The following is a 19121-nucleotide window of genomic DNA, read 5'->3' on the forward strand; positions in this document are numbered from 1 at the left end:
TTACGAAAGCATGGCTTGTGACCGCCACCGACCGCTCCATCGAGCTCATCCAGGCCGCCGCCCAGGCCGCCGCCGACAAGCTCGCGCACGACGTCATCGCCTACGACGTCAGCGACGTACTGTCGATCACCGACGCCTTCCTGCTGGCCTCGGCCCCCAACGACCGCCAGGTCAAGTCGATCGTCGACGAGATCGAGGAGCGGCTGCTCAAGGAGCTCGGTGCCAAGCCGGTGCGCCGCGAGGGCGACCGTGACGCCCGCTGGGTCCTGCTGGACTACGTCGACATCGTCGTGCACGTCCAGCACAGCGAGGAGCGGGTCTTCTACGCCCTGGAGCGTCTGTGGAAGGACTGCCCCGAGATCGCGCTGCCCGAGGACGCCGTCGCCACCCGCGGCAAGGCCGAGGAGCACGCCCGGGCGCAGGCCGCCGAGGGCGACCTGGACGGAGACCTGAGCTGAACGGCCGCCCGGGCGGCAGGGGCCGCCGGATCGTGCTGTGGCGGCACGGCCAGACCGCATGGAACGTGGAGCGCCGCTTCCAGGGCACCACGGACATCGAGCTGACCGGTACCGGCGTCGCGCAGGCGCGTCGGGCCGCCCGGCTGCTGGCCGCGCTGCGCCCGGACGCGATCGTCGCCTCCGACCTGCAGCGCGCCGTGGCCACCGCCGCCGAGCTGGCGTCCGTCACGGGCCTTGAGGTCTCCCACCACGCCGAGCTGCGCGAGACGTACGCCGGTGAGTGGCAGGGCCTGACCCACGACGAGATCGCCGACCGCTTCGGCGAGCAGTACGCGGCCTGGAAGCGCGGCGAGCCCGTGCGGCGCGGCGGCGGGGAGCTGGAGACCGAGGTCGCCGACCGGGCCGCCCCCGTCGTGCTGTCCCACGCCGAGAAGCTGCCGGACGGCGGCACCCTCGTCGTCGTCAGCCACGGCGGCACGATCCGCACCACCATCGGCCGGCTGCTCGGCCTGGAGGCCCGCTCCTGGGAGGCGCTCGGCGGCCTCACCAACTGCTGCTGGTCCGTGCTGGGCGAGGGCGCCCGCGGCTGGCGCCTGCAGGAGCACAACGCCGGAACGCTGCCCGAGCCGGTGCTCGGCGACGACGACTGACGGCCCCGCGATGCGCACCGAGAGGCTGCTGGGGCTCGATTTCACATCCGGGCAGGTCGCAGGCTAAAGTTCTTCTTGTTCGCGGGGAACGCGGGGGAAAACCCCCGGGGGAACCGAGAACAGCGGGGCTATAGCTCAGTTGGTAGAGCGCCTGCATGGCATGCAGGAGGTCAGGAGTTCAATTCTCCTTAGCTCCACAGTAGGACGATCCCGTCTCCCACCCACAGGGAGGCGGGATTGTTGCTGTTCTGGCATGGTCCCGTGGCAGAATCGGACGGCCGGGAGCGGACGGGGCCGAAGGGGAGGGGGTTGGAGCTGACCCATGGGTGCTCACAGCCGGAAGTGCGACTGGTGCGGCAGCGGGACGCCGATCGTCCGCGACATGGAGCCGCTCAACTCCGAATACCAGTACTGGTGTGTGGAGTGCGCGCGGGCGCTGATCATAAAAGGCGACCCGATCGAGACCTACCGTGAACTCGAAGGCGAGCCGATCTATGGACGGCTGCTCGACGAGCACTGCGCGCTGAAGCGGTTCTACTCCTTCGCCACCGCCTGACGTTGGCCGTCACCTCCGGGTGAAAATCGGTCAAACCGGGACAGGTGGGGCTCGGGGTCGAACCGATTTGGCAAACCGGGGGGAGGTCCGTGTAATGTATTCCGTGTCGCCAGGGAGACCGCAAGGAAAACCGGGCGGGAAAACAAAACAAGGGGCTATAGCTCAGTTGGTAGAGCGCCTGCATGGCATGCAGGAGGTCAGGAGTTCAATTCTCCTTAGCTCCACAGGAAATGAGAGGGTCGTCCGCGAGGACGGCCCTCTCGTCGTTTCTCCGCCTTCCTGTCCTTCTTCCTTCGCCCCGCCGTCCTCTACCGGTCCTGGTCCCGGTCCCGGTCCCGGTCCAGTCGCAGGGCCAGCGCGGGGCAGCGGCGCACGGCGCGCCGCGCGCGCTCCCGCAGATGCCCGGGCACGCCCGCGTCCGCGAGTACCGGGTAGCCGTCCCCGCCGATGCGTACGAGCTCGGGCAGCAGCCCCTCGCACAGGCCGTGCCCCTCGCACAGCGTCCAGTCCACCGCCAGGCGCTCCGCGCGCCCGCCGTCGGGCGCCCGTCCGGCCGCGCCGGGCAGGGGCAGCAGCCCGGTCGTGGGGCGCCCGCAGCCGCTGCCCAGCACATGGGCGGCCAGATCGTCCGTGAAGGCCGCCAGGGCGCTCAGCACGAAGCGCGCCGCCCCGTCCGGATGCCCGCACGCCCCGCGCCCGCGTACGGCGCCCGCGGCCTCCCGCACGACCTCCAGAGCGCCGCGGCCGCCCCCGGCCACCACGGCGGCCAGCGCGCCCGCCAGGGACGGCAGCCCCAGCCGGCAGGGCCCGCACTGCCCCGCCGACTCGGCCGCCAGCCAGTGCGCCACCCGGACCGTCTCGCCCAGCGGGCAGGTGTCCCCGGGCAGCGGCAGCACCGCCCCCGCCCCCAGGCTCGCGCCGCAGGCCACCAGGGACGCCCGCGACAGGTGCGCCGCGGCCGCCGTCGGCGCGTCCAGCCAGCCGCCGTGGTAGCCGCCGACCAGCACCCCCTGCGGTGCCGGCACCGCCCGGCACAGGTCGAGGACGTACGGCAGCGCCACCCCGCCCGGCGCCTCCACCACGCACGTCTGGGGCACCGCTCCGGAGACCGTGAGCAGGACGGTGCCCGGCTCGTCCGGCGTCCCCGCCGTGGCGTACCGGTCCGGGCCCAGGCGGGCCGCCAGGGCGAGTTGGGCGAACGTCTCGGTGTTGGAGAGCAGCGTCGGCAGCCCGCCCAGCCCCTGCTCGGCGGAGCGCTCCCGCCGGCCCGGCGGCAGCGCGGGCCCGCCGGCGATCGCCCTCAGCAGGGCGGACGACTCGCCGGAGACCATCCGCTCGGGCAGGCGCACGACGCGGGCGCGCACCGCCCGGCCGCGCCGCTCGGACAGGCCGCGCTCCGCCAGCGCCTCCCGGGCCGACGCCTCCGTCCCCGGGCGCGTCACCCCGACCACCAGCGTGCGCGCCCCGAGCGCCTCGGCGGCCAGCAGGGCGCCGTCGAGCACCAGGTGCGGTGCGCGCTCGATCAGCACTTCGTCCTTGCGGCAGGCGGGCTCGCCCTCGCATCCGTTGACCACGACCACCGGGCGCACCCCGCGCCGGTGCGCCGCCCGGCCCACGGCCCGCAGCTTCCGCGCGAACGGGAACCCGGCCCCGCCGCGCCCCCGGAGGGCGACGGCCTCCGCGAGCCGGACCAGTTCGTCCTCGCTCCACCGCGGCACGGAGCCGTGCACGGCCAGGTGCGCGCGCCGGTCCAGCCGGGCGGCCTCGTCGAAGCCGGCGGTGAGGCGGGGCGGCCCGAGGGCGAGGACGCGGGGGAGCGGGGAGGAGGGGGCGCTCACAGGACGTCGGCCCGTCGGGGAGCGCGGCCGGTGCCGGACGGCAGGGTGGCGGCGTGGCCGGCGCCGGACGGCAGGGTGGCGGCGCGGTCGGTGCCGGCGTGCCGGGCGGCGAGGTCGGCGTCGGCCCACTGGGCGGCACCCTTGTCGGCCCGTTGGGCGGCACGCTTGGTGTCGGCCCGTCGGGTGTGCGCGGACCGGGGCCGGGTCCGTAAGGGCACCGGCGCGGGTCCGCGGCGCATCCGCAACCGCACGAGCAGTGCCCCGGCGACCGCGGCGAGGCAGAGCCCGTAGGAGGCGGTCACCCAACCGGCCGGGGCCCGCCCCGCCCTGAGCCCGTGCACCAGCGCCGCGCACCAGGATCCGTACGCGCACCCGTGCAGCACCCGCCACCAGCGCGCCCGCCCCCGGCCTGCGAAAGCGCTGCGCAGCACTCCGGTCGCCGCCGACAGCACCAGCAGGTACCCGGCCAGCGCGCCCAGTCCCATCAGCACGCCGGAGCCGAACGGCAGCAGCGCAGCCGGGACCGTTGCGTGCGCCTCGGCGACCTTGACGAGCACGTGTACCAGCAGGAAGCCGAGCGCACACACGGCGGTCGCCCGGTGCACGGCCTGGGCGACCAGCCGGGAGCGCGGGCCGAGGACGTGCCGGTCGGTGGCGGCGAGTCCCCAGGCGACGGTCGCGGTGAGCGAGACCAGGGCGAGCACGCCCCCGGTCCCGTCGAGGAAACGGTGGAGGTCCATGCCCCGGCACGCTAGGCAGCCGGCCGCGGCCGCAGACCCGCTTCGCGCAACCCCGGTGGGCGGCGGCGCGCCGCTGCTAACGTCTGCAGGGCCCTTGTCCCGGTGCGGGCCCTTACGCCGCTGCGGTAACCTGACCCCATGCGTGCCGTACGCCTCCTGCTTAGCGAGCCGCGCTGATCAGCACCGACCGGTGACTTCCGGTCGGCATCGGCGCGGCGTCCCCTCCTGTGCGAGGGGCTTTTTCATTTGCAGCGCAGGCAGAGACGACGATCGATGGAGCTTTGAGGACGATGAGCGAGACCCCCACCGCCGCCGAGGTGGCTGCCCCGCACCGCTACACGGCCGCGCTGGCCGCTGACATCGAGGCGCGCTGGCAGGACTTCTGGGACGCGGACGGCACGTACGACGCGCCCAACCCCAGCGGCGACCTGGCGGGCGACCCGGACGTCGTCGCCCGGCCCAAGAAGTTCATCATGGACATGTTCCCGTACCCCTCGGGTGCGGGCCTGCACGTCGGCCACCCGCTCGGCTACATCGCCACCGACGTCTACGCGCGCTACCACCGCATGACGGGCCACAACGTCCTGCACACCCTCGGCTTCGACGCCTTCGGCCTGCCCGCCGAGCAGTACGCGGTGCAGACCGGCACCCACCCCCGGGTGTCCACCGAGGCCAACATGGACAACATGAAGGCCCAGCTGCGCCGCCTGGGTCTGGGCCACGACAAGCGCCGGTCGTTCGCGACGATCGACCCGGAGTACTACAAGTGGACGCAGTGGATCTTCCTGCAGATCTTCAACTCCTGGTACGACGCGGACGCCCAGAAGGCCCGGCCGATCAGTGAGCTGGTCGAGGAGTTCGAGAGCGGACGGCGCGAGGTTCCCGGCACGCGCGCGTGGAGCGAGCTGAGCGCCGCCGAGCGCTCCGACGTCCTGGGCACCTACCGCCTGGCGTACGCCTCCGACGCGCCCGTCAACTGGTGCCCCGGCCTGGGCACGGTGCTGGCCAACGAGGAGGTCACCTCCGACGGCCGCTCCGAGCGCGGCAACTTCCCCGTCTTCAAGTCCAAGCTGCGCCAGTGGAACATGCGGATCACCGCCTACGCGGACCGCCTGATCGACGACCTGGACGCGCTGGACTGGCCCGAGGCCATCAAGCTGCAGCAGCGCAACTGGATCGGCCGCAGCGAGGGCGCCCGCGTCGACTTCGCGGTGGCGGACGGCGCCGAGGCGAAGGTCACGGTCTTCACCACGCGTCCCGACACCCTGTTCGGCGCCACCTACATGGTGCTGGCCCCCGAGCACGACCTGATCGACTCCATCGTCCCCGCCGAGTGGCCCGAGGGCACCAAGGACATCTGGACCGGCGGCGCGTCCACCCCGGCCGAGGCGATCGCCGCCTACCGCAAGCAGGCGCAGTCCAAGACCGACGTCGAGCGCCAGACCGAGGGCAAGGACAAGACCGGCGTCTTCACCGGCGCGTACGCCCTCAACCCGCTGACCGGCGAGCGCGTCCCCGTCTTCGTCGCCGACTACGTGCTGATGGGCTACGGCACCGGCGCGATCATGGCCGTCCCGGGCCAGGACGAGCGCGACTGGGAGTTCGCCACCGCCTTCGACCTGCCCATCGTCCGCACCGTCCAGCCGCCCGAGGGCTGGGAGGGCGAGGCGTACGGCGGCCAGGGCCCGGCGATCAACTCCGCCAACGACGAGATCGACCTCAACGGCATGCAGGTCGACGAGGCCAAGCGCACCGTCATCGCCCACCTGAGCGAGCGCGGCATCGGCGAGGGCACCGTCAACTTCCGCCTGCGCGACTGGCTGTTCAGCCGCCAGCGCTACTGGGGCGAGCCCTTCCCGATCGTCTACGACGAGGACGGCGTCGCCCACCCGCTGCCGGAGTCGATGCTCCCGCTGGAGCTGCCCGAGGTCGAGGACTACTCGCCGCGCACCTTCGAGCCGGACGACGCGGACACCTCCCCGGAGACCCCGCTGTCCCGCAACGAGGACTGGGTCAACGTGGAGCTGGACCTCGGCGACGGCCCGAAGACGTACCGCCGCGAGACCAACACCATGCCCAACTGGGCCGGTTCCTGCTGGTACGAGCTGCGTTACCTGGACCCGCACAACGGCGAGCGCCTGGTCTCGGCCGACGCGGAGCAGTACTGGATGGGCCCGCGCGAGGGCCAGCCGCACGGCGGCGTCGACCTGTACGTCGGCGGTGCCGAGCACGCCGTGCTGCACCTGCTGTACGCCCGCTTCTGGTCCAAGATCCTCTTCGACCTGGGTCACATCTCCTCGGCCGAGCCGTTCCACAAGCTCTACAACCAGGGCATGATCCAGGCGTACGTCTACCGCGACAGCCGCGGCATCGCCGTCCCGGCCGCCGAGGTGGAGGAGCGCGACGGCGCGTACTACTACCAGGGCGAGAAGGTCAGCCGGCTGCTCGGCAAGATGGGCAAGTCCCTGAAGAACGCCGTCACGCCGGACGAGATCTGCGCCGAGTACGGTGCCGACACGCTGCGCCTGTACGAGATGGCGATGGGCCCGCTGGACGTCTCCCGCCCCTGGGACACGCGCGCGGTCGTCGGCCAGTACCGCCTGCTGCAGCGTCTGTGGCGCAACGTGGTCGACGAGAACACCGGCGAGGTCACGGTCGTCGACGCCGGGCCCGACGAGGCGACGCTGCGCGCCCTGCACAAGGCCATCGACGGCATCGGCCAGGACATGGCGAACCTGCGCTTCAACACCGCCATCGCCAAGGTGACGGAGCTGAACAACTTCGTCACCAAGCTCAGCGAGGTCCCGCGGACCGTGGCCGAGCAGCTGGTGCTGCTGGTCGCCCCGCTGGCCCCGCACATCGCCGAGGAACTGTGGCGCAAGCTGGGCCACACCGACTCGGTCGTCCACCGCGACTTCCCCGTCGCCGACCCGGCGTACCTGGTCGACGAGACCGTGACCTGCGTCGTCCAGATCAAGGGCAAGGTCAAGGCCCGTCTGGAGGTCGCCCCGTCGATCTCCGACGAGGAGCTGGAGAAGGTCGCCCTGGGCGACCCGGCGGTCGTCGCGGCGCTGGGCGGCGCCGGCATCCGCAAGGTGATCGTGCGGGCGCCGAAGCTGGTGAACATCGTCCCCGCGTAACGCCGTGCGTGACGCCCTGCGCACGCTCGTGCGCAGGGTCTAGGGGTTTGTCCCTACGGGCAGGTTGGGGGTTCTTCCGGAACCCCCAACCTGCCCGTTGCGTTTACGGTGGAGGGGTGGGGACGGACCCTGCCGTCGACGTGCCGGGCCGGTCGAGCCCTGTGGAGGAGCGCATATGGAAGCCGCCGCCGCGATCTTCGCCGTGATCTTTGCGATCCTCGTCGCGTTCGCGGTCATCGCCGCGGTCAGGGCGGTGCGGGCGGTCAAGCGCGGTGTGGACCGTACGGTCACCCAGGCGCGGCGCACGGTCGAGGACACGCGGCTCAAGGCCCGGCAGTACGTCCAGCCGGGTGCGGCGGGCGAGGTCGCGCAGCTGCGGCTCTCCCTGCGCACGTCGATGCGCGCCACCCAGGACGTGCTGCAGGCCGGCCTCGCGGACGACCCGTCCCTGTCGGAGTCCCTGGCCCTCTTCGAGCGGCTCAGCGCGCACGGCCACGAGCTCGACGACGACCTGCGCAAGCTGGAGACCGAGCCCGACAAGGGCCGGGTGGCCGCGCGCCTGCCGGAGCTGCGGGAGCGCGTGGAGCGCGTGACGCACTCGGCGGATTCGCTGCGATGGGCCGCGCAGGACCGGGCGCGGCAGTTCGCGGACGACGACCTGGCGGTCCTCAGCGAGCAGATCCGCATGGAGTCCGGGGCCCTGCGGCACTGGGAGGACGAGCCGGAGGTGACGTCCAAGCCGGCGGGCCCCGCGGCCACGCCCTCCGCTGCCGCCTCTTCCACGGCCGCTTCCTCTGCAGCCGCTTCCTCCGCGGGGGCGGCCACGGCGGGGGCCGGTGCGGCGGCTGCCGGGGAGCGGGAGCGGCCCGCGCTCAGCGGCCGGGACAAGCGGTGGCAGGCAGGGTACTCCTGGCAGAAGGCCGAGCGGCCGGAAAGCACCGCGTGAGGGCCGGGTCGGACGGGTAGGTGCAGCTCGGCCTGCCGTGGGCACGGCCGGGCGGGTACCCTCCGGTGCATGTCCCGTCATGTCGCGATCCTCACCGATTCAACGGCCTACCTGCCGCCGCAGGAGATGGAGCGGCACCGGATCACGGCCGTACCGCTGACGGTCGTCCTGGGTGACGAGGCGCTGGAGGAAGGCACCGGGATTTCGGCCCGGTCGGTCGCCCAGGCCCTGCAGAAGCGCAAGCCGGTGACCACCTCCCGGCCCGGCCCCGAGGTCTTCGCCGCGGCCTACCGCGCCGCCGCCGCGGCCGGAGCCCGGGGCATCGTCTCCCTGCACCTGTCCGCCGAGCTCTCCGGCACCTACGACGCCGCCGTGCTCGCCGCCCGGGAGGCACCCGTGCCGGTGCGGGTCGTGGACACGGGCATGGTCGCCATGGCCCTGGGCTTCTGCGCGCTGGCCGCCGCGGAGACGGCGGCGACCGGCGGCACGCTGGACGAGGTGGTGGCCGCCGCCGAGAAGCGCGCCCAGGGCACGGCGGCCTACTTCTACGTCGACACCCTCGACTACCTGCGGCGGGGCGGCCGCATCGGCACGGCACAGGCGCTGCTGGGCTCGGCGCTCGCCGTCAAACCCCTCCTGCAGCTGGAGGAGGGCCGCATCGAGCTGCGGGAGAAGGTCCGCACGTCGTCCAAGGCGATCGCGCGCCTGGAGGAGCTCGCCGTGGAGCGGGCGGGCGCGGCGCCCGTCGACATCGCGGTCCACCACCTGGCCGCCCCCGACCGGGCCGGTCTGCTCGCCGACCGGCTTCGCGAACGGGTGCCGGGGCTGGTGGGGCTGTACGTGAGCGAGGTCGGGGCGGTCATCGGGGCGCACACGGGGCCGGGATTGCTGGGCGCGGTGGTCTCCGCGCGGTAGGGGGGCAGGGTCAGCGGTGACCATCTGTTGCTCCTGAGGGTGACGGTCTTATCCACAACTGCCGGGATATCCACCGGAATTGAGCCCCCATCCCACGGGGCGGCGAACGCGGCTACGGTCGCGCTCATGACTTCTCGATCACACGCTGTGCATGCCGCCGGTGCCCGGTCGCTCGCCGAGGACTTCGGCTCGCTGCGGGCCAGGGCGTCGTCGTCCCCGGAGCTCAACGCCGTGCCCGTCTACGGCCGTTGGTGGAGTGCGGTGCGGGAGCGGCTGCCGGTCTGGGTCCAACTGCGGTGCGGCATCGAGCCGAAGACGTTGGCCGCGCTCGCCGTGGTGCTGGTGGCGGCGGTCGTTCTGGCCGGGTACCACTTCTGGGCCGGGCGGCCGCAGACGGTGCGGGCCCCGGTGCGCGAAGGACCGGCGGCGATGGCCCCGGCGGCGGACCGGCCGGCGGCCGCGAGAGCGGCGCCGCCTCCGGGTACCGGTCAGGGACCGGCCCCGGCTCCTGACGCGACGGCCTTGGCCGGGGCGGGCGCGCGGGGGGTGGTGGTGGACGTGGCGGGCAAGGTGCTGCACCCCGGCATCCAGCAGCTGCCACCGGGGTCACGGGTCGCCGACGCGCTGGCGGCGGCCGGGGGAGTCCGTCCGGGCGTCGATACGGCCGGCCTGAACCGGGCGAGGGTGCTCAGCGACGGCGAACAGATCCTGGTGGGAGTGGCGGGCGGTGGCACGGGCGGGGCCGCCGGCGGCCCGGGGGTGCCGGGCGGGAACGCTGGTTCCGGTGGCTCTGGTGGCTCTGGTGGCTCTGGTGGCTCTGGTGGCCCTGGTGGTTCCGGCGGGTTGGGCGGCCCCGGCGTCCTGGGCGCGCCGAACGCGGGGAAGGCGCCGGGCGGGCCCGTCAGCCTCAATTCCGCCACGCTGGAGCAGCTGGACGGCCTGCCGGGCGTCGGCCCGGTCCTCGCCCAGCACATCCTCGACTACCGCACCCGGCACGGCGGCTTCCGTTCCGTCGCCGACCTCCGCAAGGTCAACGGCATCGGCGCCCGGCGCTTCACCGACCTCAAGCCCCTGGTCCAGCCATGAGGCCGGGCGGCCCGTCCGCAGCCGCGGCCGGGGCGGTGACGGAGGGGCGCCGGCCGGGCGGGGCCGACCTCCGGCTGGCCGCACCCGCGCTCGCCGCCTGGGCAGCGGCGGCGACGGCACTGACGGCGGACGGTGCCTGCGTGGCGCTCGCGTGCACGGCGGCCGTGGCGACGGCCTGCCTCCTGTCGGCCGTCGTGCGGCGCGGGGCGGTGGGCGCGGTGGCGACGGTGTTGCTCTGCGCCGCCGCCGGCGGGGCGGCCGGCGCCCTGGCGGGAGCGGAGGTGCGCCGGGGGCCGCTGGCCGAGCTGGCGCGCCGCCACGAGCAGGTGAGCGTCGAGGTGACGGTCACCGGCGATCCGCGGGCCACGCGGCCCCGGGTGCACGGGCCGGCCCGCGCCGCGCCCGCGGTGGTCGTGGAGGCGGAGGCCACCCGGCTCGTCGCCCCGGGCGGGGCGGTCGGGGTGCGCACGCCCGTGCTGCTGGTGGCCCATCAGTCCTGGCGGGAGCTGCTGCCGTCCACCCGGCTGAGGGTGGAGGGCAAGCTCGCGCCGCCGGTGCGGGCCGGGGAGCGCTTGGCGGCCGTGCTGCGCGTCAGCGGACAGGGCCCGCCCGAGGTCCTCGGCGGGCCCTCGTCCCTCCAGCGCGCGGCGGGCCGCCTGCGGGAGGGCCTGCGGGCCGCCACGGACGGGCTGGCACCGGACGCCCGGGCGCTGCTGCCGGGGCTCGTCGTGGGCGACACCTCCCGGGTGCCCCCGGATCTGGACGAGGCGTTCCGGGGCACCGACATGACGCACCTTCTGGCGGTGTCGGGGGGAAACCTCGCCGTGCTGCTCGTCCTCCTCCTCGGGCCGCCGCACCTCGCCGCACGTGCCGAGCGGCGCGGGCCGGCCGCCCGGCTGGGCATCCCGCTGCGGCTGACGGCGGTGCTCGGCGGCGGGCTGGCGCTGGGGTTCGTGCTGGTGTGCCGGCCCGAGCCGAGCGTGCTGCGGGCCGCCGCGTGCGGCCTGATCACACTGCTGGCCATCGGGACGGGCCGCCGCCGCAGTCTGCTGCCCGCCCTCGCGGCGGCCGTCCTGCTGCTGGTGCTCTACGACCCGTGGCTGGCGCGGAGTTACGGCTTCCTGCTCTCGGTCCTCGCCACCGGGGCCCTGCTGACCCTGGCGCCGCGCTGGAGCGCGGCGCTGCGACGGCGGGGAGTGCCGCCGCGCGTGGCGGAGGCCCTGGCGGCGGCGGGCGCGGCGCAGGCGGTGTGTGCGCCGGTGATCGTCGTGCTGGCGGCCCGGGTGAGCCTGGTGGCGGTGCCGTGCAACCTCCTTGCGGAGCCGGCCGTGGCACCCGCCACCGTCCTGGGCTTCGCCGCCCTGGCCGTCGCCCCCGTGGCGCTGCCGCTGGCCAAGGGCCTCGCCTGGCTGGCCGGCTGGCCCGCCGCGTGGACGGCGACGGTGGCCCGTTCGGGTGCGGGGCTGCCCGGGGCGGGCTTCGACTGGCCGGGGAGCTGGCGGGGCGGGCTGCTGCTGGCCGCGGTCATGGGCGCCGCCGTCCTCGCCGCCCGGCCCTTGGTGCGCCGCCCCTGGGCCTGTGCCGGATGCGCGGTGCTCCTGCTGCTGGCGCTCGTGCGCCCCGCACCGCTGACGCGGTTCGTCACGGGCTGGCCGCCGCCCGGGTGGCGGCTGGTGGCGTGCGACGTCGGCCAAGGGGACGCCCTGGTCCTGGCCGCCGGTCCGCGGACCGCCGTGGTCGTGGACGCCGGCCCCGAGCCGCGCGCGGTCGACCGCTGCCTGCGGGATCTGGGCGTCGAGCGCGTACCGCTCCTGCTGCTGAGTCACTTCCACGCCGACCACGTCGACGGCCTGCCCGGCGTGCTGCGCGGGCGGGCGGTCGGGGTGATCGAGACGACGGGGTTCGCCGAGCCGGCGGGCCGGGCCGCGTTCGTGCGGCACGAGGCGGGACGGGCACGCGTGCCGGTCGTCGAGGCTGTGCCGGGGGAGCGGCGGCGGATCGGGGAGTTGTCCTGGGAGGTGCTGTGGCCGCCGCCCGCGGGAGAGTCGGCCGTGGCCGAGGACGGGCCCAACGACGCCAGCGTCGCCCTCCTCGTCCGCACCGCCGGCCTCACGCTCGCCCTGCTCGGCGACCTCGAACCGCCGGCCCAGCAGGAGCTGTGGGAGACCCACCAGGACCTTCCCCCGGTGGACGTCCTCAAGGTCGCCCACCACGGCTCCGCCCACCAGGACCCGCGGCTGCTGCACGTCCTGCGCCCCCGCCTGGCCGTCGTCTCGGCCGGCGCCGGCAACCCCTACGGCCACCCGGCCGCCCGCACGCTCACGGCACTGAGGGCCGAGGGCGCCGTCGTGCTGCGTACCGACACGGACGGGCCGATCGCGGTGACCGCCACGGCAACGGCCGTCACACCGGGCCGCAGCCCGACTCCCGCGCACCGTCGCCGCGGAGGACGGGCCGGTCGCGCAGGACCGGGGAGACGCCCAGGCGGGCCGGTGCGCCCGGGCCGTGCAGGGCGGGACGGGGTCTCGGCCCCGCGGCCCCGGGGAGGCCGGGTCGGAGGTCGTGGCCGGAGCTCGGGCCCGCGGCCGCCACCGGCCGCCGGGAGTGCCGTGGCCGGCCGGTGGTGGGCAAGGTGGCGGCCCCGCGGCCGCCCGGAGGGCGTGGCCCCCGGGAAGGGTCAGGTGGTTTCGACCCAGCCGTCGTACTCCTCGGCCAGTTCGCGCAGGGCGGCGACGTCCAGGTCGCCGTTCGGGTCCTCCAGGACCACCAGCCACTGGGCGTCCTCGGCGTCGTCCTCGCCGGCGAGGGCCTCGCGGACGATCTGGGGCTCCTCGTCGAGGCCGAAGCGCTCGCCGGCCTCGTCGGCGGCCTCGCCGGCGGCGTCGCGGTCGGGGAGCACCAGCAGGTGCCGTACGGGTTCGGAAGTACCGGAGAAGGAGAAAGCGCTGCTCACCCGCTCATTGTGCGGCATGCCCCGACGGTCGTTGCGAGGGGAGTGTCATGGGCGCATGGGATGCTGGGGGCGATGGCCAGGAAGACTGCAACCGACGACCTGCTCGCCCCCGTCACGCTCGCCGTGGGTCAGGAGGATCTCCTCCTCGACCGCGCCGTGCAGGAGGTGGTGGCGGCGGCCCGTGCGGCCGACGCCGACACCGACGTCCGTGACCTCACCTCCGACGCGCTCCAGCCCGGCACGCTCGCCGAGCTGACGAGCCCGTCGCTGTTCGCCGAACGCAAGGTCGTGATCGTCCGGAACGCCCAGGACCTGTCCGCGGACACGATCAAGGACGTCAAGGGCTACCTCGGAGCCCCCGCCGAGGAGATCACACTCGTCCTGCTGCACGCCGGCGGCGCCAAGGGCAAGGGACTGCTGGACGCGGCCCGCAAGGCGGGGGCCCGCGAGGTCGCCTGCCCCAAGATGACCAAGCCGGCCGACCGGCTGGCGTTCGTGCGGTCGGAGTTCCGGGCGACCGGGCGCTCGGCGACCCCCGAGGCGTGCCAGGCCCTGGTCGACGCCATCGGCAGCGACCTGCGCGAGCTGGCGAGCGCCTGCACACAGCTCGTCGCCGACGTCGAGGGCACCATCGACGAATCCGTCGTGGCCCGCTACTACACGGGCCGCGCCGAGGCGTCCAGCTTCACGGTCGCCGACCGTGCCGTGGAGGGCCGGGCGGCAGAGGCCCTGGAGGCGCTGCGCTGGGCCATGTCCACCGGAGTGGCCCCCGTGCTGATCACCAGCGCCCTGGCCCAGGGCGTGCGCTCCATCGGCAAGCTCGCCTCGGCCCCGCGCGGCGCCCGGCCGGGCGATCTCGCCCGGGAGCTCGGCATGCCGCCGTGGAAGATCGACCGGGTGCGGCAGCAGATGCGCGGCTGGTCGGCCGACGGGGTGGCCGTGGCGCTCACGGCCATCGCCGAGGCCGACGCCGGCGTCAAGGGCGGGGGCGACGACCCCGAGTACGCCTTGGAGAAGGCCGTCGTCGCCGTGGCCCGCGCCGCCCGCAGCCGCGGCTGAGCCGCGTTCCCCAGGCGTTTTCCGTAGCCGACGGCCCGTAGGGGCGTTCTCCTTCTCGTAGGAGAAGGAGAACGCCCCTACGGGCCCACCTCTTGCCTTCAGGCAAAGGAAAAACGCCAGAGGCCCCGTGTCTGCCCTGGGGAAGGGCGGGCACGGGGCCTCTGGAGCGTTCTGGTGAGCCCCGGAGGGGCTCGTGCCGCACCCGCGTGGCGAACGACCGGGGGCGGCGGGGTGCCGGTCCGGAGCGGTAGAGGGGCCGCTGGATCCGTTACCGGCGAGGGGGCCGGGGCTCACGCCCCGGAAAGGCTTCAGCCCTTGAGGGCGGCAACCTGCTTGGCCAGCGCCGACTTCTTGTTGGCGGCGGCGTTCTTGTGCAGGACACCCTTGCTGGCGGCCTTGTCGAGCTTCTTGCCGGCGAAGGCGACGGCGGCGGTGGCCTTCTCGGCGTCACCGGCGACGATGGCCTCGCGGGCCGCACGGACGGCGGTCTTGACCGAGGACTTGACGGCCTTGTTACGCAGGCGCGCCTTCTCGTTGGTCTTGATCCGCTTCATCTGGGACTTGATGTTCGCCACGAAAAGAGCCTTTTCAGGTTCGTTGGATTTCGATGAGTGCCGGGAGTCGTGAGAGAGGGCACGACAGGCACAGTGGACCAGGCTACCAGGAGGCCCGACGGCGTCCCAAACCGGACGGTGCCCGCCGCTCATGGGACCATGGTGGAGTCGTCATACCCGACTCCCGCCGAGACCAGCGTTCAAACGCCGAAGTCACCGAATGGATCCTGCGTGCCCGCGACCCCTACCAACGTGCCGGAGCCGAGCCGTACCGACCCGGCTCTGATCCGTAACTTCTGCATCATCGCGCACATCGACCATGGCAAGTCGACGCTCGCCGACCGGATGCTCCAGCTGACCGGCGTGGTCGACCAGCGGCAGATGCGCGCGCAGTACCTCGACCGGATGGACATCGAGCGCGAGCGCGGCATCACGATCAAGTCCCAGGCCGTCCGTCTCCCCTGGGCGCCCACCGAGGACAAGGGCAACACCCACATCCTCAACATGATCGACACGCCGGGCCACGTCGACTTCACCTACGAGGTCTCGCGCTCCCTGGCCGCGTGCGAGGGCTGCATCCTCCTCGTGGACGCCGCCCAGGGCATCGAGGCCCAGACCCTCGCCAACCTCTACCTGGCGATGGAGAACGACCTCACGATCATCCCGGTCCTCAACAAGATCGACCTCCCGGCCGCCCAGCCGGAGAAGTTCGCCGCCGAGCTGGCGAACCTCGTCGGCTGCGAGCCCGAGGACGTGCTCCGGGTCTCCGCGAAGACCGGCGTCGGCGTCGACGAGCTGCTCGACAAGGTCGTCGCCCAGGTCCCGGCCCCGGTCGGCGTCAAGGACGCCCCGGCCCGCGCGATGATCTTCGACTCGGTCTATGACTCCTACCGCGGCGTGGTCACCTACGTCCGTGTCGTCGACGGTGAGCTCAAGAAGCGCGAGCGCATCAAGATGATGTCGACCGGCGCCACCCACGAGCTGCTGGAGATCGGTGTCTCCTCGCCCGAGATGACGCCCGCCGACGGCCTCGGCGTCGGCGAGGTGGGCTACATCATCACCGGCGTGAAGGACGTGCGGCAGTCCAAGGTCGGTGACACGATCACCTCCCAGCAGAACGGCGCCACCGAGGCGCTGGGCGGCTACAAGGACCCCAAGCCGATGGTGTTCTCGGGCCTGTACCCGCTGGACGGCTCGGACTACCCGGAGCTGCGCGAGGCCCTCGACAAGCTCCAGCTCAACGACGCCGCGCTCGTCTACGAGCCGGAGACCTCCGCCGCCCTCGGCTTCGGCTTCCGCGTCGGCTTCCTCGGCCTGCTCCACCTGGACGTGGTCCGCGAGCGGCTGGAGCGCGAGTTCGGCCTCGACCTCATCGCCACCGCGCCCAACGTGGTCTACAACGTGCGGATGGAGGACGGCGCCGAGCACGTCGTCACCAACCCGAGCGAGTTCCCCGAGGGCAAGATCGCCGAGGTGCACGAGCCGGTCGTCAAGGCGACCGTCCTCGCGCCCACCGAGTTCGTCGGCGCGATCATGGAGCTCTGCCAGTCCCGCCGCGGCACGATGCTGGGCATGGACTACCTCTCCGAGGACCGGGTCGAGCTGCGCTACACCCTGCCCCTGGCAGAGATCGTCTTCGACTTCTTCGACCAGCTGAAGTCCAAGACCCGCGGCTACGCCTCCCTCGACTACGAGCCCACCGGCGAGCAGACCGCCGACCTGGTCAAGGTCGACATCCTGCTGCACGGCGACAAGGTCGACGCCTTCTCCGCGATCACGCACAAGGACAAGGCGTACGCGTACGGCGTCCGCCTCGTCGCCAAGCTGCGCGAGCTGATCCCGCGGCAGAACTTCGAGGTGCCGATCCAGGCCGCCATCGGCTCCCGGGTCATCGCCCGCGAGACCGTCCGCGCCATCCGCAAGGACGTCCTCGCCAAGTGCTACGGCGGTGACATCTCCCGTAAGCGGAAGCTGCTGGAGAAGCAGAAGGAAGGCAAGAAGCGGATGAAGATGGTCGGCAGCGTGGAGGTCCCGCAGGAGGCCTTCATCGCGGTGCTGTCCAGCGACGAGGGTGGCGAGAAGGGCAAGAAGTAGCGGCAGCCCCGGCTCCGGACCTCCCCGTGAGGGCCGGAGCAGCCCGGTCCGCAAGGTGCCCGTTCCCGTCAGGGGGCGGGCGCTTTTGCGCTGCCTCCCCCTTGTGTTCCCCCTATTCCCGCGATGGCCTCTTACGCGATGGGCCCTTCGGCTCTACCCTGATCACTGCTCGGAAGGTTACTCGCGAGTCACCAGCAATGAAGCGGGCCCCGGAGGATGCCGTGACGGACACACAGGCTTTGATCGAGAACCGGCCGCCGTCCGTGGCGACCCTGTTCGTCGAACGGGTCGAGACCACACCCGACGCCGAGGCGTACCGGTACCCCGTGCCCCCGGCCTCCGGCACCGGACCCGACGACTGGGCCTCGCTCACCTGGCGTGAGGCGGCCGACCGCGTCTTCGCCATCGCCGCCGGCTTCATCGACCTCGGCATCCTTCCGGAGCAGCGGATCGCCCTGTCCTCCGCCACCCGCCTGGAGTGGATCCTGGCCGACCTCGGCATCATGTGCGCCGGAGCGGCCACCACGCCCGTGTATCCGAGCACCAACGCCGACGAGACCGCGTTCATGCTCTCCGACGCCGAGTGCCGCATCCTCGTCGCCGAGGACGCCGCGCAGCTCGCCAAGGCGCGCCTGCGCCGGGCCGACCTGCCGGACCTCGCCCACGTCGTCGTCCTCGACGCCGCGGACGCGGTGCCCGCCGAGGGCGACCCGGAGGGCTGGGTGCTCTCCCTCGCCGACCTGGAGAAGCGCGGCGCCGCCCGTCTCGAACAGCAGCCCGGTGCGGTGCGCGAGCGCATCGACGGCCTGCGCTCCGAGCAGCTCGCGACGCTCATCTACACCTCCGGCACCACCGGCCGCCCGAAGGGCGTCCGGCTGCGGCACGACGCCTGGTCGTACATGGCCCGCGCGATCCAGGCCACGGAGCTGGCCCGGCCCGACGACATCCAGTACCTGTGGCTGCCGCTCGCGCACGTCTTCGGCAAGGTGCTCACCGCCGGGCACATCACGGTCGGGCACGTCACCGCCGTCGACGGACGGGTCGACAAGATAATCGAGAACCTGCCGGTCGTCCGGCCGACCTACATGGCCTCCGTGCCGCGCATCTTCGAGAAGGTCTACAACGGGGTCGCCGCCAAGGCCCGCGAGGCCGGCGGCGCCAAGTACAAGATCTTCCGCTGGGCGGTCGAGGTCGCCCGCGAGTACGCCAAGGTCTCCCAGGACAACTTCCGCCGTACCGGCAGCGCGTCCGTGCCCTTCGCCCTGGCCGCCAAGCACCGCGCCGCCGACGCCCTCGTCTACGGCAAGATCCGCGAGGCGTTCGGCGGCCGGCTGCGGGCCTGCGTCTCCGGCGCCTCCGCCCTCGCCCCCGACATCGGTTACTTCTTCGCCGGCGCCGGCATCCACATCCTGGAGGGCTACGGCCTCACCGAGACCAGCGCCGCCAGCCTCGTCAACCCCGGCGAGGCGTACCGGACGGGCACGGTCGGCAAGCCGCTGCCCGGCACCGAGGTCCGCATCGCCGACGACGGCGAGATCCTGCTGCGCAGCCCCGGCGTGATGGAGTGCTACCACGGGCAGCCCGAGAAGACGGCCGAAGTCCTCGAACCCGACGGCTGGTTCCACACCGGCGACATCGGCGAGCTCTCCCCGGACGGCTACCTGCGCATCACCGACCGGAAGAAGGACCTGATCAAGACCTCGGCCGGCAAGTACGTCGCCCCCGCCGAGATCGAGGGCCGGTTCAAGGCCGTGTGCCCGTTCGTCTCCAACATCCTGGTGCACGGCGCGGACCGGAACTTCTGCACCGCCCTCATCGCGCTCGACGGCCCCGCCATCGAGGGCTGGGCGAAGGAGCACGGCATGGAGGGCCGGTCGTACGCGGAGGTGGTGGCCGCCAAGGAGACCGAGGAGCTCATCGCGGGCTACGTCCAGCGGCTCAACGAGGGGCTCCAGCGCTGGCAGACGATCAAGAAGTTCCGGCTGCTGCCGCGCGATCTCGACGTCGAGCACGGCGAGCTCACGCCCAGCCTCAAGCTCAAGCGGCCGGTCGTCGAGCGCGAGTACAAGGCCCTGATCGAGGAGATGTACGAGGGCGCGCGGGAGGACTGACGCGCGTACCCGACCACGCGT

Annotated in this window: 14 protein-coding genes, 2 tRNA genes and 1 pseudogene; 13 read left to right on the plus strand and 4 right to left on the minus strand. The window is 73.3% G+C overall.

The annotated features are described in order from the left end of the window. Nucleotides 1-17: 17 nt before the first annotated feature. The 5 genes from rsfS (at nucleotide 18) to IE182_RS14225 (ending at nucleotide 1888) form a co-directional block, all read left to right on the plus strand. Entirely contained in the window at nucleotides 18-458 is a 441-nt protein-coding gene (gene rsfS / locus IE182_RS14205; RefSeq protein ID WP_190110151.1) for a ribosome silencing factor, read from the plus strand. Beyond that, nucleotides 455-1108, plus strand: a complete 654-nt coding sequence (locus tag IE182_RS14210; protein WP_190110351.1) for a histidine phosphatase family protein — start codon at nucleotides 455-457, stop codon at nucleotides 1106-1108. The genes rsfS and IE182_RS14210 overlap by 4 nt, the downstream gene beginning before the upstream one ends. A gap of 124 nt (nucleotides 1109-1232) precedes the next feature. After that, nucleotides 1233-1305 (plus strand) — tRNA-Ala (locus IE182_RS14215). 125 nt (nucleotides 1306-1430) lie between these two features. Beyond that, nucleotides 1431-1664: a hypothetical protein gene (locus IE182_RS14220; protein WP_071963321.1), complete on the plus strand. Its 234-nt coding sequence runs from the start codon at nucleotides 1431-1433 to the stop codon at nucleotides 1662-1664. Between the two features lie 151 nt (nucleotides 1665-1815). Further along, a tRNA-Ala gene (locus IE182_RS14225) sits at nucleotides 1816-1888 on the plus strand. A gap of 84 nt (nucleotides 1889-1972) precedes the next feature. Here the strand turns inward: IE182_RS14225 and IE182_RS14230 are convergent. Then, nucleotides 1973-3502, minus strand: a complete 1530-nt coding sequence (locus IE182_RS14230; protein ID WP_190110152.1) for an NADH-quinone oxidoreductase subunit NuoF family protein — start codon at nucleotides 3500-3502, stop codon at nucleotides 1973-1975. Beyond that, on the minus strand, nucleotides 3499-4242 hold the full coding sequence (locus IE182_RS14235) for a ferric reductase-like transmembrane domain-containing protein (RefSeq protein WP_190110153.1): 744 nt from the start codon (nucleotides 4240-4242) through the stop codon (nucleotides 3499-3501). The genes IE182_RS14230 and IE182_RS14235 overlap by 4 nt, the downstream gene beginning before the upstream one ends. Nucleotides 4243-4532: 290 nt before the next feature. Between IE182_RS14235 and leuS the strand changes: the two genes are divergently transcribed. From leuS to IE182_RS14260, 5 genes and pseudogenes are all read left to right on the plus strand, one after another. Next, nucleotides 4533-7382, plus strand: coding sequence for a leucine--tRNA ligase (gene leuS / locus IE182_RS14240; RefSeq protein ID WP_190110154.1), 2850 nt, complete (start codon nucleotides 4533-4535; stop codon nucleotides 7380-7382). Nucleotides 7383-7557: 175 nt separating this feature from the next. Next, on the plus strand, nucleotides 7558-8328 hold the full coding sequence (locus IE182_RS14245; protein ID WP_190110155.1) for a hypothetical protein: 771 nt from the start codon (nucleotides 7558-7560) through the stop codon (nucleotides 8326-8328). 69 nt (nucleotides 8329-8397) lie between these two features. Next, nucleotides 8398-9243, plus strand: coding sequence for a DegV family protein (locus tag IE182_RS14250; RefSeq protein WP_190110156.1), 846 nt, complete (start codon nucleotides 8398-8400; stop codon nucleotides 9241-9243). A 126-nt stretch (nucleotides 9244-9369) separates the two neighbouring features. Continuing rightward, nucleotides 9370-10329, plus strand: a complete 960-nt coding sequence (locus tag IE182_RS14255) for a ComEA family DNA-binding protein (RefSeq protein ID WP_190110157.1) — start codon at nucleotides 9370-9372, stop codon at nucleotides 10327-10329. Next, nucleotides 10326-12749 (plus strand): annotated as a pseudogene (locus IE182_RS14260) (ComEC/Rec2 family competence protein); the annotation flags it as partial. The gene IE182_RS14255 and the pseudogene IE182_RS14260, both read left to right, overlap by 4 nt. 257 nt (nucleotides 12750-13006) lie before the next feature. On the opposite strand, the gene IE182_RS32050 reads toward IE182_RS14260, so the two are convergent. Next, nucleotides 13007-13300: a hypothetical protein gene (locus tag IE182_RS32050; protein WP_229844825.1), complete on the minus strand. Its 294-nt coding sequence runs from the start codon at nucleotides 13298-13300 to the stop codon at nucleotides 13007-13009. Nucleotides 13301-13354: 54 nt separating this feature from the next. Between IE182_RS32050 and holA the strand changes: the two genes are divergently transcribed. Then, the gene (gene holA, locus IE182_RS14265) at nucleotides 13355-14341 is read left to right on the plus strand and encodes a DNA polymerase III subunit delta (RefSeq protein ID WP_190110158.1); all 987 of its coding nucleotides are present in this window, start codon (nucleotides 13355-13357) and stop codon (nucleotides 14339-14341) included. Nucleotides 14342-14649: 308 nt separating this feature from the next. Here the strand turns inward: holA and rpsT are convergent, their stop codons facing one another. Next, complete coding sequence (rpsT, locus tag IE182_RS14270; protein ID WP_190065185.1) at nucleotides 14650-14916, minus strand: 30S ribosomal protein S20; 267 nt, start codon at nucleotides 14914-14916, stop codon at nucleotides 14650-14652. Nucleotides 14917-15126: 210 nt separating this feature from the next. Between rpsT and lepA the strand changes: the two genes are divergently transcribed. Both lepA and IE182_RS14280 read left to right on the plus strand, forming a co-directional pair. Beyond that, on the plus strand, nucleotides 15127-16989 hold the full coding sequence (gene lepA / locus IE182_RS14275; protein WP_190110159.1) for a translation elongation factor 4: 1863 nt from the start codon (nucleotides 15127-15129) through the stop codon (nucleotides 16987-16989). 221 nt (nucleotides 16990-17210) lie between these two features. Then, on the plus strand, nucleotides 17211-19100 hold the full coding sequence (locus IE182_RS14280; protein WP_190110160.1) for an AMP-dependent synthetase/ligase: 1890 nt from the start codon (nucleotides 17211-17213) through the stop codon (nucleotides 19098-19100). Nucleotides 19101-19121 lie beyond the last annotated feature (21 nt).

The organism is Streptomyces cinnamoneus (genome assembly GCF_014650495.1).
In the GTDB taxonomy this organism is placed as follows: Bacteria; Actinomycetota; Actinomycetes; order Streptomycetales; family Streptomycetaceae; genus Streptomyces; species Streptomyces cinnamoneus.